A 14,336-nucleotide genomic window follows, 5' to 3' on the forward strand; every position below is an offset into this window, starting at 1 on the left:
GGCGGCAGCGGCAGCGGCAGCGCGCCGGCGGGCGGGCCGGGCAGGGCGGACGCCGACGGGTCCCCGACCTCGGACTCGTCCACCGAGATGCCGTAGTCGGAGGCCAGCCCCTGCAGACCGTTCGTATAGCCCTCGCCGAGCGCCCGGAACTTCCAGCCCTCGCCGCGGCGGTACAGCTCGCCGCAGACCAGCGCGGTCTCCTCGCCGGTCTGTGGCTTGATGTCGAAGTACGCCACCGGCTCGGCGTCCCCGAGCACGGCGTCGTACAGCAGGATCCGCAGGGCGCTGACCCGGTCGAAGGTGACGCCGTCGGCCGAAGCGACAAGGAGAATTCGGCCCACTTCATTGTCAACGCCGACGAGATCCGACTGAATCGTGTCGGTGAGCCCCTCGGCGAGACCCTCGTTCACGCGCTTCTTGCCGAGTCGCCAGACCTTGCCCGAGGGATGCCGGGGCTGGTTGTAGAAAACGAAGTCCTCGTCGGACCGCACATGACCGTCGAGGCCGAGGAGCAGCGCGGAGGCATCCACGTCCGGGACACCCCGTCCCGGCGTCCAGCGCAGCACGGCGCGCACCGCAGTGGCGTCCAGCGGGACGTTCGATCCCTTCAGCATCGCGTGCGTCATGCGGTCATCCTGCCTTCTCGGTCCTGGTCACGACAACGCGGGGGTGACTTCCCGACCGGCCCGATCCGCGGACGGGAGACACAATGGTGTTTGCCTGCGTTACCTGAATTTCATGCCCGGTGGGAACCCTTGACATGGATCTCTACGTACTATTACCGGCCACATATCGTCAGGCCGCCTAGCCGCCCCGGGGGAGACTCATGCGTCATTTCGGGCACATCGCCCCTGAGGTGCGGGAGCGCCTCTTCCACCAGGAGCCGTGCGTGTTCACCGCGGACTCCCCGGCCAGAATGCTGGCCGTGGCTCTCGGAGCCACCCTCTACAGCCCTGCCACCAGGCCGAAGCTGGCCGACGACATCGTGAAGCAGACCGGCCGCGGTGTCGTCTCGATGGTGCTGTGCCTGGAGGACTCGATCGACGACGCGGAGGTTCCGGAAGCCGAGGCGAACCTGGTCCGGCAATTCGCCGACCTGGCCGAACGATGCCCGGAGACCGAGCTTCCGCTGCTGTTCGTCCGGGTCAGAGCACCCGAGCAGATCCCCGACCTGGTCGGGCGGCTCGGCGCGTCCGTCAGCCTGTTGTCCGGATTCGTACTGCCGAAGTTCACCGAGGAGCGGGGGATCCCGTTCCTGGAGGCGCTCACCGCGGCCGAGGCCGCGAGCGGACGACGGCTGTTCGCGATGCCCGTCCTGGAATCGCCCGATCTGCTGTACCGCGAGTCGCGGGCGGAGACCCTCGCCGGGATCTTCCGGGCCGTCGACAAGTACCGCGACCGCGTGCTCGCGCTGCGGCTCGGCGTCACCGACTTCTGCTCCGCGTACGGACTGCGCAGGGCGCCCGACATGACGGCGTACGACGTGCAGATCGTCGCGTCCGTGATCGCGGACGTGGTGAACGTGCTCGGCAGGGCCGACGGCACCGGATTCACGGTGACCGGGCCCGTGTGGGAGTACTTCAGGGTCCAGGAGCGCATGTTCAAGCCGCAACTGCGGCGCAGCCCCTTCACCCCGGAGGCCGAGGACCTGCGCGCCCTGCTGATCGAGCACGACATGGACGGTCTGCTGCGGGAGATCTCCCTCGACCGGGCCAACGGACTGCAGGGCAAGACCTGCATCCACCCCTCGCACGTCCTGCCCGTGCACGCGCTGTCCGTCGTCAGCCACGAGGAGTTCAGCGACGCCCAGGACATCCTGCGGCCCGAGCGGGGCGGCGGGGGCGTGCTGCGGTCCGCGTACACGAACAAGATGAACGAAGTGAAGCCGCACCGCGCCTGGGCGGAGCGCACCCTCCAGCGGGCCGAGGTCTTCGGCGTCGCGAACGAGGACATCGGCTTCGTGGAACTGCTCGCGGCGGGAATCCCCGGCTGACGCCCCCATCACGCCCTCATCACACCCACTTACGCTCACCGACACTGGCCGACACCCAAGGAATCCATGAACAACGCTGTGAACGACGGGGGCGGGGCAGGGGTCTGGTCGGCGACCGGATTCCGCCCCGGGACCAAGGCCGGGGCCGGCGCGGGCCCCGGCGCCGGGAGTCCGTCCGGGACGCCGGGCGGAGCCGACGGTGAGATCTGGTCCGGATGCTGGGTCGCCGAGCGGCTCGGCGTCGAACTCGTCGGGGACGAGGGGCTCGGCGAGCTGCTCGGACTCGCGCTGCGGCGCAACCCCAAGCGGGCCCATCTGCTCGTGTCGCACGTGCTCGGCAAGCACATACCCCAGTCGCCCGCCGTCGTGTACGGGTACGGATTCGCGCTCGGGCTCCGCGTGCGCGACCTGCTCGGCGAGGACGAGGCGCGCCGGGCTGTCGTCCTCGGGTACGCCGAGACGGCCACCGGGCTCGGACACTCCGTCGCGGACGGCGTGGGCCTCGCGCCCTGTCTCCACTCGACCCGGCGCCCGGTCGACGGCGTCGCACGGGCGGGCGGCTTCGAGGAGTCCCACTCGCACGCCACCTCGCACCTGCTGCTCCCGGAGAACCCCGGCCTGCTGGCCGGCGACGGCCCGCTGGTCCTCGTCGACGACGAGTTCTCCACCGGCAACACGGTCCTCAACACCATCCGTGACCTGCACGAACGCTATCCGCGCGACCGGTACGTCATAGTCGCCCTGGTCGACATGCGCTCGGCCGCGGACCTCGGACGCCTGGACGACTTCGCCCGCGAGATCGGCGCCCGCGTGGACCTCGTGACTGCCGCCTCCGGCACCGTACGGCTCCCCGAGGGGGTCCTGGAGAAGGGGCAGGCGCTGGTCGCGCGGTACGAGTCCGAGGCGGAGGAGTCCGCCGCCTCTGATTCCCCAGGCCCCGACGGGCAGACCGCCCCGGAGGCCCAGGGGGCGCCCGCCACGCCCGCCCTCCGTGTCGAGCTGGGCTGGCCCGAGGAGATACCCGACGGCGGGCGGCACGGCTTCACGCCCGAGCACCGCGTACGCCTGGAGGGCGCCCTGCCCGCCATGGCGGCCCGTATCGCCGAAGCGCTTCCGTCCGACGCCCGCCGCGGCCGCGTTCTAGTCCTCGGCTTCGAGGAACTGATGTACGCGCCGCTGCGGCTCGGCGTCGCCCTGGAGAAGCTGACCGAAGCCGAGGTCCGCTACTCCACGACCACCCGCTCCCCGGTGCTCGCCGTGGACGACCCCGGGTACGCGATCCGCACCCGGCTCGTCTTCCCGGCCCACGACAACCCCGCCGACGGCCCCGGCGAGCGCTACGCCTACAACGTCGCGGGCGCCGGCTTCGACGCCGTCGTCGCCGTGGTCGACTCCACCGCCGACACGCCCGAACTGCACGCTCCCGACGGCCTGCTGGCGCGGCTCTCCGCGCACACGCCGAGCGTGCTGCTCGCCGTCGTCCCCTCGTACGCACCAGCACGGCCGTCCACCGCGTCGCCCACTGAAAGGCCATCCATGCTGCCCGAGCCCCTCCGTGGCCCCGAGTTCTCCTCGTACGCACCTGACGAGGTCGGCTGGCTGCTGCAGGATCTCTCGGACACCCGGCTGGAGGCGCCGACCGAGGAGCGCGAGGAGGCCATCCAGAGCGGCGGCGCCCACTACGCGGAGTCGCTCCCGGTGGAGTACCAGCCGACCGACGCGTACCAGGAGCTGTTCCACAGCGCGCTCGCCGCCTCGGCGACCCGCATCGCCCAGGCCGTCGGCGTCGTCACGGAGACCGTGCTGGCCGAGCGGTCCCCGCGCCCCGTCCTCGTCTCGCTGGCCCGCGCCGGCACTCCCGTCGGCGTCCTGATGCGCCGCTGGGCCCAGCACCGGCACGGCCTCGACCTCCCGCACTACGCCGTCTCCATCGTGCGCGGCCGCGGCATCGACGCCAACGCGCTGCGCTGGCTGGCCGCACACCACGACCCGGCCGACATCGTCTTCGTGGACGGCTGGACCGGCAAGGGCGCCATCACCCGTGAACTCGCCCAAGCCGTCGAGGAGTTCGAGGCCTCCGACGGCATCACCGGCTTCGACCCGGAGATAGCGGTCCTCGCCGACCCCGGCTCCTGCGTGCGCACCTACGGCACCCGCGAGGACTTCCTCATCCCCTCCGCGTGCCTCAACTCCACGGTCTCCGGCCTCATTTCGCGTACGGTCCTGCGCGCGGACCTGGTCGGGGAGCACGACTACCACGGCGCGAAGTTCTACCGCGAGCTCGCCGCCGCGGACGTCTCCGTCGCCTTCCTGGACGCCGTCTCCGACCGCTTCGACTCGGTCGACGAAGCGGTCGACGCCCAGGTCAAGGAGCTTCTGTCCACCGACCGCAGCCCAACTTGGGAGGGCTGGGCGGCAGTCGAGCGGATCAGTGAGGAGTACGGCATCCACGACGTGAACCTCGTCAAGCCCGGTGTCGGCGAGGCGACCCGCGTGCTGTTGCGCCGCGTCCCCTGGAAGATCCTCGCCAGGGCCGGAGCGGGCGCCGACCTCGACCACGTACGCCTGCTCGCCGAGCAGCGGGGCGTACCCGTCGAGGAGGTGGCCGAACTCCCGTACACCTGCGTCGGGTTGATCCACCCCAAGTACACCCGTGGCGCGACCGGCGCCGACGGCAAGGCGGTGACGGTCTGATGACGAACGCCACCCCGATGACGAACTCCGGTTCGCTGCCCACCTCTTCGCCCAAGGTGCTGGTCGCCAGCGATCTCGACCGCACGCTCATCTACTCCTCGGCCGCACTGGCGCTGACCATGCCCGACGCGCGGGCGCCCCGGCTGCTCAGCGTCGAGGTGCACGAGAGCAAGCCGCTGTCCTACATGACCGAGACCGCGGCGGGCCTGCTCGCCGAACTCGGCGACGTGGCCGACTTCGTACCGACCACCACCCGCACCCGCAAGCAGTACCAGCGCATCCAACTCCCGGGCCCCGCCCCGAAGTACGCGATCTGCGCCAACGGCGGCCACCTGCTCGTGGACGGAGTGACGGACCCCGAGTGGCACGCCTCGGTGACCGAACGCCTCGCCCGCGAGTGCGCCCCCCTCGACGAGGTGCGCGAGCACATGGAGGCCACCTCCGACCCGTCCTGGGTACGCAAGCACCGCCTCGCCGAGGACCTCTTCGTATACCTCGTCGTCGAGCGCGAACTGCTCCCCGAGGACTGGGTGAAGGAACTGGCCGTCTGGGCGGAGAACCGCGGCTGGACGGTCTCCCTCCAGGGCCGCAAGATCTACGCCGTACCGAAGCCGCTCACCAAGAGCGCCGCCATGCGGGAGGTCGCCCGCCGCACGGGAGCGACCCTCACCCTCGCGGCCGGGGACTCCCTCCTCGACGCCGACCTCCTCCTGGCCGCGGACCGCGGCTGGCGCCCCGGCCACGGCGAACTGGCCGACGTCGGGTGGACGGCCCCCGGCATCACCGCCCTCCCGGAACGGGGAGTCGCCGCGGGGGAGCGGATCCTGCGGGAGTTTCTGAGGGAGGTTCGGTAGGGCTGGCGGCCTGAGGGGGCCTGAGCGGGGGTGGCCCTGAGCGGTGGCCGTGCTGGACGGCTCAGGCGGCCACCTGCTCCTTCTCCTCGGTCTCCTGCTTCGCGCGGCGGCGCCCACCCGGGCCCGGCCTGAACAGCCGTAGGCCCGCGAAGAGCAGCACCGCGAGCACCGCCCCTACCAGCACGACCTTCGAGTACGTCGTCACATAGCCGGTGACCTCCGACCAGTTCTCGCCGAGCAGATAGCCGGCGAGGACGAAGACGGTGTTCCAGATCGCGCTGCCCAGCGTGGTCAGGCCGAGGAACACGGACAGGCGCATGCGCTCGACGCCCGCGGGCACGGATATCAGGCTGCGGAAGATGGGAATCATCCGCCCGAAGAACACGGCCTTGGTGCCGTGGCGGGAGAACCACGCCTCCGTCTTCTCGATGTCCGAGACCTTCACCAGCGGCAGCCGGGCCGCGATCGCCACCGTACGGTCGCGGCCGAGCAGCGCCCCCACGCCGTACAGCGCGAGCGCGCCTATGACGGAGCCGGCCGTCGTCCACAGCAGTGCCGCGAACAGGTTCATCTGCCCGGTGCTCGCCGCGAACCCCGCGAGCGGCAGGATGACCTCGCTCGGCAGGGGCGGAAAGAGGTTCTCCAGGGCGATGGCGATGCCCGCGCCAGGTGCCCCGAGCGTGTCCATGAGGCTGTTGACCCATTGCGGGGCACTGCTGTCCGCCGCGGCGGCTGCGATGGCTGTCATGCCCCCACGCTAGAAAACCGAAGCTGAAGAGAGCCTGAGGACGACCGCGGGAACCTGGTCCTGGGCGGGGTCAGCCGCAGCAGCCCCCGCCGCAGCAACCGCCTCCGCCGCCCGCACTGGGGCGGGGTGTGGGAGCCGAGGCCGAACCGCCGACCGCGACCGTCGACAGCAGCTTCACCGTGTCGTCGTGGCCGGCCGGGCAGGCCGCAGGTGCGGACGACTCGGCCATCGGACGGCTCTTCTCGAAGGTGTCTCCGCAGGTCCGGCAGCGGTACTCGTAGCGAGGCATGGGCACAGGTTAGCGGGTGCTCGGCCCGTCTCCCATGGCTCCGTCTCCCAGGTGCCCGGCTGTGGCTCCCGGGGGAGCGGGGTCGCCTCCGGCGGGAGTGGTGCGGCTTTCCGGGAGGGCGGCGTCGCTCTTGGCTCCGGGCAGGGCCCTGGCCCCGCCCCCGGCCCTCAGCCGCTGCTCGCGGGCGGCCTGCTCGGGGTGGCGGGACCGCCAGTACGGGTTGTCGTGCGGCAGGGCCGAGCCGACGCGTCCGTACATCCCGAAGAACATGAGCATCACTCCGACCACAAAGCTGAACAGCACGTTCTGGATGCGGAAGGCGAGGAAGTTGAAGCCCGTGTCGAGGAGGGCGAGGTTCACGAAGCCGCTGAGGATGAAGAGGACGCCGAGGATCATGTTGAGCGTCGAGGCGACGTTGCCGCCGATCACCATGCCGACGAAGAGCAGCAGTCCGACGCAGATCGACAGCAGGCTCAGCGCGCCGTTGGTGTTCAGCCCCGCGACCGTGTCCCCGCCCGTGTCGAAGAAGCCGACCTTGTCGATCAGCCCCAGGATGCCGAAGGCGAGCAGCACAAGACCCATCAGCCCCGCGCCGACCCGGTAGAACTTGCTGAGACGGTGATCGACCGGCAGATGCTCATCAAGCCTGATCCGCCGCCTCGGCGCCGTACGAAGCACGTGCGTGGCCATGTCCGCCTCCTCGGGTGCGAGCGGAGGCCGTACGTACCTTCAGCATCCGCCCGGGGCGCCCGGACCGCAAACACTTGGACAGCGCCCCTTCAGAGGAAGCGCCCTTCAGGGGCGCGGGGAACTGCGCGCCCAGCCCCCACCGGCGTGCACGTGTGATTCAGCGCCCCCCAGCGGAGCGCTCACGCTCCGCCCCCACGCTCCTCACGAATCTGTGAAACCACCCGAGCCACCGTCGCCCGCACGGCCTCCAGCTCGGTCAGAAAATGCCAGTAATCGGGGTGCCGCCCCTCCAACGTCCCGATCGCCCGCTCCAGCTGGGACACCGATTCGTCGAGCGGCCGCGCGTGCTGGGGGTCGGGCGTATTGCGCCCGGACATGGCCAGCCGCTGGGCGTCCCGGATCGCGAACCGCGTGCGGTCGATCTCCCGCTGCGGGTCCTTCGACACCTCGTTCAGCCGCCGCAACCGGTCCCCGGCCGCGGACACGGCCTCGTCGGTCGTGTTCAACAGCGCCCGGACCGTGGACAGCAGCGAGGTGGCGTCCGCCCAGCGCTGCTCGTCCCGCGCGGTCCGCGCCTCCGCGAGCTTCCGCTCGGCCTGCCGGACGGTCTCCGCGGACTGGTCGGGCACGTGCTGCAGGTCCTGCCAGCAGGAGGCGGAGAACCGCCGTCGCAGCTCGCTCAGCACGGGCTCCACCTGCCCGGACCGCGTGGTGAGCGCCTGCGCGCGCGTACGCAGCGAGACGAGGCGCCGGTCGATCTCGGCGGCCCGCTCCGGCAGCCGCTCGGCCTCCGCGCGGACCGCCTCGGCGTCCCGCGCGACCCGGTCGGCGCGCTCCAGCGTCTCCGGCACGCCGTGCTGCCCCGCACCCTGGTTCAGCTTGGTCAGCTCCGGGGCGAGGGCGGCCAGCCGGGCGGCGAGGTCGTCGGCCTTGAGCTCCGTCCCCCGTACGGCGTCGAGTGCGTTCGACGCGGCGAGCAGGGACTGGCGGGCGCGCTCGACGGCCGGGGCGAGGCGGGCCAGCTGCGTCTCGGCCTTGCCGAGGAGCGGTCCGAGCCCCTGCTCGAAACGGTCCAGCTCCTGCTTGACCCGGGCCAGCTCGTCCTTGGCCTTGGTCAGCTCGGTGCGCGCGTGGGCGGCGACGGAGGCTTCGAGGTCGTCGCGGTCGAGGTCGTGGGCGTCCACCGCGCCGATGTACGTACGACTGGCCTCGTCGATGCGGCGGCCGAGCGCGTCGAAGTCGGAGACCGCGCGCCGGGCGGCGGGGGAGTCGTCGACGGCCGTGATCGTCTCGATCGAGATCCGCAGATCGCGCTGCGCGGTGTCGAGCTCGTAGAACGCGGCCGCCGCGGCGTCCTTCGCCGCCTGGGCCTCGGCCCGCTGGCTCTCCGAGCGACCGCCGAACCAACGTCGGGTGCCGCCGCCGGCGAACGCGGCGGGCAGGGTGAGCGCGAGCAGCGGGAGCGGAAGAAGCATCAGGGCCAGCAGGTCACGGCCAGCACCGCGCGCCCCCGTGGGCCCGAACCCGGCACGGGGGCGAGGAACTTGCTGTGCGCATGGCGCAAACGGTGTGTACGGCTGCGAAGGTGTCGCCGTCACTTCCCTCTCCCGTGTTGTCATCCGTCCTGGCCCGGTGTCATTCTCCCACCAGGTAGGGACGAACACACGGGCCGGTTAGTTCGCCGTACGGACCGTGACTTTCCCGTCCTTCGTGTGGGCGGACACCACATGGGAGCTGCGCTCGTCGCGGGGCACCGACACATCCACTCCGCCGTCGTCGGTGCCGGTGGTGACACGGTACGTGGCGTCCGGCAGCGCGATGGTGACGGAACCGTCGTCGCTACGCCCCGAGACCTTGTCCGGTACAGCGGTGAGGTCGAGCTGAACCGACCCGTCCTTGGTGTTCACGTCCACGCGCTTGGAGTCGATGCCGCTCGCCCTGACCGAGCCGTCGTCGGTACGCAGGGTGAGCGCCCCGGCGGCGTCCTCGACCCGTACGGAACCGTCCTTCGTGCGGATGTTCAGCGAGTCCTTGAAACCGCTGGCCTTCACGCTGCCGTCGTCGCCCCTCACGACGACCGCCACGTCACGCGGCACCTCGATGCGGTGCTTCGCCGAGCAGTCGGCGACCACACCCGAGCAGTGCATACGGAGCTTGAGCGTGCCGTCCTTCATCGCCCAGGTCACCTTGGGATCCCCACCGATCGCGACCCGCCCCTCGAACCAGCGCGTCACCTGGACCTTGTCGACGTCCGCGGCGACCAGTTCGAGCGCCGAGTCGTCGGAATCGACGGTCAATGTCCGCCCACTGAGCTCGAACGACCGCTTCTCCGGCTCCTTGTCGTCCCCGGCACTGGCCCCACACCCGGTGGCGAACACACCGAGGACCACGGCCCCCACACCGACAGCGACCAGAGAACGCCGCGGCCCACGGCCCACGCCCCGGCCGCCGCCCACAGACCCGACACCCCTGCTCGAAGACGGCTTGCTCGAAGGACGCTCAAAACCACTCACGACGGGACTCCCCCAGATTCGAATGCCCTCGGCCCCACGATGTGGCCCGGACATACTTCGACCGTACGGAGCCGGGGCTCACCTGGGGATCCGGGCCACTCCCGGGTTGGGGGTGGGGTAAACCCCCGCATGGCGGGGGGAGGGGAGCGGGACGCCGACTCCGGACCGGTTCCTGCTCCGGGACCGGGGTCGGGGCCGGACACTGGCGTCAGCACTGGGACCGGCATCGACGTCGGCACCTTGACCGGCACCGGGACCGCTTCCGCCCCGTAACGGGTTTGCGGGGCACTGCCCCGGGCAATGTAGGCTGTCGACTCGTCCCGGGCGCGTAGCTCAGTGGTAGAGCGCCGCCCTTACAAGGCGGATGTCGGCGGTTCGAAACCGTCCGCGCCCACCAGTCCCAGGACATGAACGAGGCCCAGGTCAGCCGGTGTGAATCCGGCGGTCTGGGCCTTGATCTTTGTCGGCGGCTTTTCGGCGCCGTGTCAGTTGCTGACCTTCCGAGGGCGGTGGGGGTCGTCGGGGCTCCGGCCATACTGGCAGCGACCGAGACATTGAAGCGCCGGGCAGTATCCACCACGGACGAAAGGCCCTGGAAGTGGCCGAGAGGAAACGTGAACGACCGGCCGGCTTGGACACTCTCTCCCTTCCTGGCCCTCCGCCGGCCGGCCAGGAAAACCCTGCAGAACGGCTGATTGGGGACGTGAGGCGTGGCGTCGAACAGCGTCGGTATCTGCGCGGGATGATCTTTCCGGAAGTCGCTGTGGTGGAGAGGCTGTACGGGTTGTCCGAGAAGGAGGTTCGGTCGGCGATCAGGCAACTTCGAGATGAAGAGCTGCTGCAACTGCACGACGACTACCAGGAGACCTACTTCATCGATGTCGGTCGAGGAACCCCGAGAACCCCGAGTCGGGAGTCGACGGACACCGGACTCGTCGCCCAGGTAGCCGAATTGACCACGAGACTCCAGGAACTCAGCAGCCGTGTTCAGGCTTTGGAGTCCATGGTTCTGGGCCGTGACGAGAGGTGATCTCCGGCTAGCGGTTGCGGCGGCTCTTTCGGGCTCGCGGCGTTCCTGCTGTGTCCGGCCCAACAGGCTCGTGTGACACGGGCGTTGACCCCGTCCCCGTGCGACAGCACAATGAGCGCGCGTTCTTGAGAGCGCTCTCAAGGTGGGTGCTCCCCGTGCGTTCGCTCGTGGTTATGCCCGCGCATTCGGTCCGTACGTTCCCAGGGAGAGTCATGGTCGGCAGGCAAGGTCCGGTGGTTGGTCGTCGTTCGCTCATTGGGGCTGGACTCGGTGTTGGTGTAGGTGCTGCGGTGTTCGGTGTGGGTGGGGCCGGGGCGGCGTATGCCGCCGGGGGGTCCGCTCGGCGGCGTGGGCTTGGGTTCTTGGGTGCTGCCATGGATGGCTATCCCGATCACGGGAGCGTTCGGCTGACGCAGAGTTACAGCGATCAGGCGGGGCTGTTCAGTACGGCGTTCACGTACGACAACGCACTGGCGATCCTGGCTCATCTGGCGGGTGGTGGCGCCGGTGGGCGGGCCAGAGCCGTGGTGCTTGGTGATGCGTTGCTCTACGCCCAGAAGCATGACCCGGTGTACGACGACGGCAGGTTGCGGCAGGCCTACAACGTCGGGCCGTACACCTTCTTCGACGGGTCGCTGCAGCCGGATGGATTCGTGCGGGCCGACGGAACTGCCAACGTGGGTACGCAGTTCGGGTTCACGGGGACGGCCGTGGGTGACATGGCCTGGGCGGGGATCGCGCTCAGTGCACTCGCCCGGCGGACCGGGGCCCGTCGTTTTCTTGAGGGTGCTGTGCGGATCGGTACGTGGATCGAGCGGATCGGGCGTACCGACGAACCCCTCGGGGGCTACAAGTTCGGGGTCAACGGGGCCGACGAGAAGTTGCCCTTCACCTCCACCGAGCACAACACCGATCTGGTCTGCCTGTTCGGTCGGCTCGCTCTGCTCACCGGTGACCGGGTGTGGCGGGAGCGGCGTGCGCGGGCCGAGGCCTTCGTCGAGAAGATGTGGGAGCCGGCCGGGGGCTTCTTCTACACCGGCACCAACGACGGGGTGACGGTCAACAAGTCCCCGATCCCCGAGGACACCCAGACCTGGACCCATCTCGCCCTCGACTCCCGCACGTATTCGCGGTCGTTGGACTGGGCGGCGGCCGAGTTGGCCGTGGTCGACCATGCCGAGCGGCGGAACAGTACGGTGCCGACGGGGCAGACGTACGAAGGGGTCACGTTCAGCTCCGCCAGTCTGGTGGCGAACGAGGACGCCCCGATCGCCGAGTTCCAGCCCAAGCCCGACCGCAGTGGGGTGTGGTTCGAGGGGACCGCTCATCTTGCGCTCGCTCTGCGGGATCGCAACCGGCGTGGTGATGAGACGAGTGCCCGACGGCTGGTCGCCAGTATTGAGCGGGCTCAGGATCTGCTCGGGGCTGGGCAGACCGTGGGCGGTCGTGCGCTTCCCGAGCGTTCCGGTGTCGTCTCGGCGAGCAGCCCGCTCGACACCGGGTTCGGCTTCGGCTACTACCCGTACCGGCACGTGGGGGCCACCGCTTGGTATCTGCTGGCGGCCACGCGTACCAATCCGCTGCGGGCCTGAGCGGCAGTGCCCTGAACGACAGGGCCTGAACGGCAGGGCCAGTCACGGGCCTTACGGGGTGGAGCGGCCCTCCGCCTCCCGTACGTGTGCCTCCGTCTCCCTTGCGTGCTTGAGCGACATCCGGGCGTCCACCTTCTCCGCGGCCGCGACCTCCGCCCAGAAGCGGTGGCAGGTCACGAAGACCGTGAGTTCGCGCTCGCGCTCGCGGAGTTTCTCCACCTCGGCCTGTTCGTCGGCCGTCCAGCCGGGGGAGGCGGGGCGCTCCACCTTGCGCCAGCCGTGGTCGTCGCTGAAGCCGTCCAGGGGCTCGACCGACCAGGGGAGCCGCTTCAGGAGGGCCAGAAGCTCGGCCCGGACCTGATGCAGTTCCTCCTGACCGGCCAGGAGGTCACTCGGGAAGTCGTAGGTCGTAGCCACGCGACAATGCTACGCCTGTTCGATTTTGGGATGCGAGTTCCTTGGGGGACTTCACACGAATGTGTCGCGGCGGCCGCCGGCCCCACGGCCCCGGCGTTCTGTTGGACCTCTGGCGTTGTCGGACCCCCGTCCTAGGGTGGCCACCATGGACAGCGCAGAGACATCGCAGGTGAGACTGCACGCGTGGGCGGAAGGCGACTTCTGGCTTCTCCAGAGGGCCAACAGCCCCGAGATGACGGAGCACTTGGGCGGTCCGGAGACCGAGGAGAAGCTCGTCGACCGGCACCGGCGTTACGTCGGCCTGGGGCCGGGATGCATGTACCGGGTCACGTCGGCCGACACCGGCGACAGCGTGGGCTCGATCGGCTTCTGGGAGCGGGAGTGGCGGGGCGAGAAGGTGTGGGAGACCGGGTGGGGGGTCCTGCCCGAGTTCCAGGGGCACGGTTTCGCCGCGGCGGCGGCCCGCGCGGTCGTCGAAGAGGCGAGGGCGGCCGGCGAGCACCGGTACCTTCACGCGTTTCCGGGCGTGGATCACCACGCGTCGAACGCGGTCTGCCGCAGCGCCGGATTCGAACTGCTCGGTACGGCCGAGTTCGAGTACCCGAAGGGACACTGGATCACGTCGAACGACTGGCGGGTGGACCTCGGCGAAGGCTGACGCGGGGCTCGGAGTCGGGGGCGATGCCCATGGCCGTTTCCTCCGTGATCCGTGGAGGCGTCGCCGTTCCCGGGCGCGATGTCAGTGCCGCGCGCGAGACTGGACGTATGTGCCGCAGCATCAAGACTCTCCGACCGCCCGTCCTGCCCGAAGAGGCCACGGGCGAGGACATCCGCGCCGCCGCGCTCCAGTACGTCCGCAAGGTCTCCGGATTCCGCGCCCCGGCCGCGCACAACCGCGAGGTCTTCGACCGCGCCGTCGACGCGATCGCCGAGGCCACGGCCGAGCTGCTGGACGGCCTGGAGGTACGAGGGCAGACGGCCACCAGCCGCCAGGCCGAAAACCGCCAGGCCGGCTGACCGCCTGACCGGCGCCCGTCGAACGAGGTCCGTCCGAGGCGCGCAGCCACTGGCGTACGTAGCCGCCGATGCGCTCAGCCGGCGATGTGCTCAGCCATCGGTGCGGCCGGTCAGTGGCGCGCCCGCCCGAGGGCGCGTCCGCCCGGGCCGCGTACGCCTCAGGCGCCCGGGCCCGCCTCGGGCACCTGTACCTGCACCTGCATCGGTACCGGTACGGGTACCGGTACGGGCACAGACGCCGGTGACGGTCGTCGCATCAGGAACGCCGCCCCCGCGCCCGCCCCGAACAGCGCCACCAGCGAAACGCCGGTGGCGAGCCAGGTCGCGCCCAGCCACTGGCCGCCGAAGTAGCCGAGGCCGACGCTGTACGCGGCCCAGGCGAGCCCCGCGAGGATCGACCACGGCAGGAATTCGCGGACTCGGCGGTTCGCGGCGCCCGCGCCGAGCGAGACGACCGAGCGGCCGGCGGGCGCGAAGCGGGCCAGGACGACCAGGAGAT

General features: G+C 70.4%; 15 protein-coding genes and 1 tRNA gene. 8 read left to right on the top strand and 8 right to left on the bottom strand.

Annotation, left to right across the window (positions count from 1 at the left end):
- A partial coding sequence (locus O3Q52_RS33235; RefSeq protein ID WP_269652379.1) for a TerD family protein occupies nt 1-626 on the bottom strand: 626 nt, incomplete at its 3' end.
- A gap of 200 nt (nt 627-826) precedes the next feature.
- Here O3Q52_RS33235 and O3Q52_RS33240 point away from each other — a divergent pair.
- From O3Q52_RS33240 to O3Q52_RS33250, 3 genes are all read left to right on the top strand, one after another.
- On the top strand, nt 827-1,993 hold the full coding sequence (locus tag O3Q52_RS33240; protein WP_269652380.1) for an HpcH/HpaI aldolase/citrate lyase family protein: 1,167 nt from the start codon (nt 827-829) through the stop codon (nt 1,991-1,993).
- Between the two features lie 66 nt (nt 1,994-2,059).
- Nucleotides 2,060-4,687: a phosphoribosyltransferase gene (locus O3Q52_RS33245; RefSeq protein WP_269652381.1), complete on the top strand. Its 2,628-nt coding sequence runs from the start codon at nt 2,060-2,062 to the stop codon at nt 4,685-4,687.
- Nucleotides 4,687-5,541 carry an HAD family hydrolase gene (locus tag O3Q52_RS33250; protein WP_269652382.1) on the top strand — a complete coding sequence of 285 codons (855 nt, stop codon included), beginning with the start codon at nt 4,687-4,689 and terminating at the stop codon, nt 5,539-5,541. The genes O3Q52_RS33245 and O3Q52_RS33250 overlap by 1 nt, the downstream gene beginning before the upstream one ends.
- A gap of 61 nt (nt 5,542-5,602) precedes the next feature.
- Here the strand turns inward: O3Q52_RS33250 and O3Q52_RS33255 are convergent, their stop codons facing one another.
- The 5 genes from O3Q52_RS33255 to O3Q52_RS33275 all read right to left on the bottom strand — a co-directional run bounded on the left by O3Q52_RS33255 (nt 5,603) and on the right by O3Q52_RS33275 (nt 9,667).
- The gene (locus O3Q52_RS33255) at nt 5,603-6,289 is read right to left on the bottom strand and encodes a DedA family protein (RefSeq protein WP_269652383.1); all 687 of its coding nucleotides are present in this window, start codon (nt 6,287-6,289) and stop codon (nt 5,603-5,605) included.
- Nucleotides 6,290-6,359: 70 nt separating this feature from the next.
- Nucleotides 6,360-6,578, bottom strand: a complete 219-nt coding sequence (locus O3Q52_RS33260; RefSeq protein WP_269652384.1) for a zinc ribbon domain-containing protein — start codon at nt 6,576-6,578, stop codon at nt 6,360-6,362.
- Between the two features lie 9 nt (nt 6,579-6,587).
- Nucleotides 6,588-7,268 (bottom strand): DUF4383 domain-containing protein, encoded by a 681-nt coding sequence (locus O3Q52_RS33265; protein ID WP_269652385.1) that lies wholly within the window; start codon nt 7,266-7,268, stop codon nt 6,588-6,590.
- Between the two features lie 179 nt (nt 7,269-7,447).
- A complete protein-coding gene (locus O3Q52_RS33270) occupies nt 7,448-8,866 on the bottom strand; it encodes a hypothetical protein (protein ID WP_269652386.1) in 1,419 nt (472 codons plus the stop codon).
- A gap of 75 nt (nt 8,867-8,941) precedes the next feature.
- Nucleotides 8,942-9,667 carry a DUF4097 family beta strand repeat-containing protein gene (locus O3Q52_RS33275; RefSeq protein WP_269652387.1) on the bottom strand — a complete coding sequence of 242 codons (726 nt, stop codon included), beginning with the start codon at nt 9,665-9,667 and terminating at the stop codon, nt 8,942-8,944.
- Between the two features lie 436 nt (nt 9,668-10,103).
- Here O3Q52_RS33275 and O3Q52_RS33280 point away from each other — a divergent pair.
- From O3Q52_RS33280 to O3Q52_RS33290, 3 genes are all read left to right on the top strand, one after another.
- Nucleotides 10,104-10,178: transfer RNA gene (locus O3Q52_RS33280), tRNA-Val, on the top strand.
- Nucleotides 10,179-10,379: 201 nt separating this feature from the next.
- The gene (locus tag O3Q52_RS33285) at nt 10,380-10,811 is read left to right on the top strand and encodes a hypothetical protein (protein WP_269652388.1); all 432 of its coding nucleotides are present in this window, start codon (nt 10,380-10,382) and stop codon (nt 10,809-10,811) included.
- Nucleotides 10,812-11,023: 212 nt separating this feature from the next.
- Nucleotides 11,024-12,403, top strand: a complete 1,380-nt coding sequence (locus O3Q52_RS33290; RefSeq protein ID WP_269652389.1) for a Tat pathway signal sequence domain protein — start codon at nt 11,024-11,026, stop codon at nt 12,401-12,403.
- Between the two features lie 51 nt (nt 12,404-12,454).
- Here the strand turns inward: O3Q52_RS33290 and O3Q52_RS33295 are convergent, their stop codons facing one another.
- Entirely contained in the window at nt 12,455-12,820 is a 366-nt protein-coding gene (locus O3Q52_RS33295; RefSeq protein WP_269652390.1) for a hypothetical protein, read from the bottom strand.
- A 145-nt stretch (nt 12,821-12,965) separates the two neighbouring features.
- On the opposite strand from O3Q52_RS33295, the gene O3Q52_RS33300 reads away from it, so the two are divergent.
- Together O3Q52_RS33300 and O3Q52_RS33305 are read left to right on the top strand one after the other, a co-directional pair.
- Nucleotides 12,966-13,478 carry a GNAT family N-acetyltransferase gene (locus tag O3Q52_RS33300; RefSeq protein ID WP_269652391.1) on the top strand — a complete coding sequence of 171 codons (513 nt, stop codon included), beginning with the start codon at nt 12,966-12,968 and terminating at the stop codon, nt 13,476-13,478.
- Nucleotides 13,479-13,585: 107 nt separating this feature from the next.
- The gene (locus tag O3Q52_RS33305; protein WP_269652392.1) at nt 13,586-13,837 is read left to right on the top strand and encodes a DUF2277 domain-containing protein; all 252 of its coding nucleotides are present in this window, start codon (nt 13,586-13,588) and stop codon (nt 13,835-13,837) included.
- A 158-nt stretch (nt 13,838-13,995) separates the two neighbouring features.
- On the opposite strand, the gene O3Q52_RS33310 is transcribed toward O3Q52_RS33305, so the two are convergent.
- The coding region (locus tag O3Q52_RS33310; RefSeq protein ID WP_369124178.1) for a DedA family protein at nt 13,996-14,336 on the bottom strand (341 nt) is incomplete at its 5' end.

It is taken from the genome of Streptomyces sp. ActVer, from assembly GCF_027270795.1.
Lineage (GTDB): Bacteria > Actinomycetota > Actinomycetes > Streptomycetales > Streptomycetaceae > Streptomyces > Streptomyces umbrinus_A.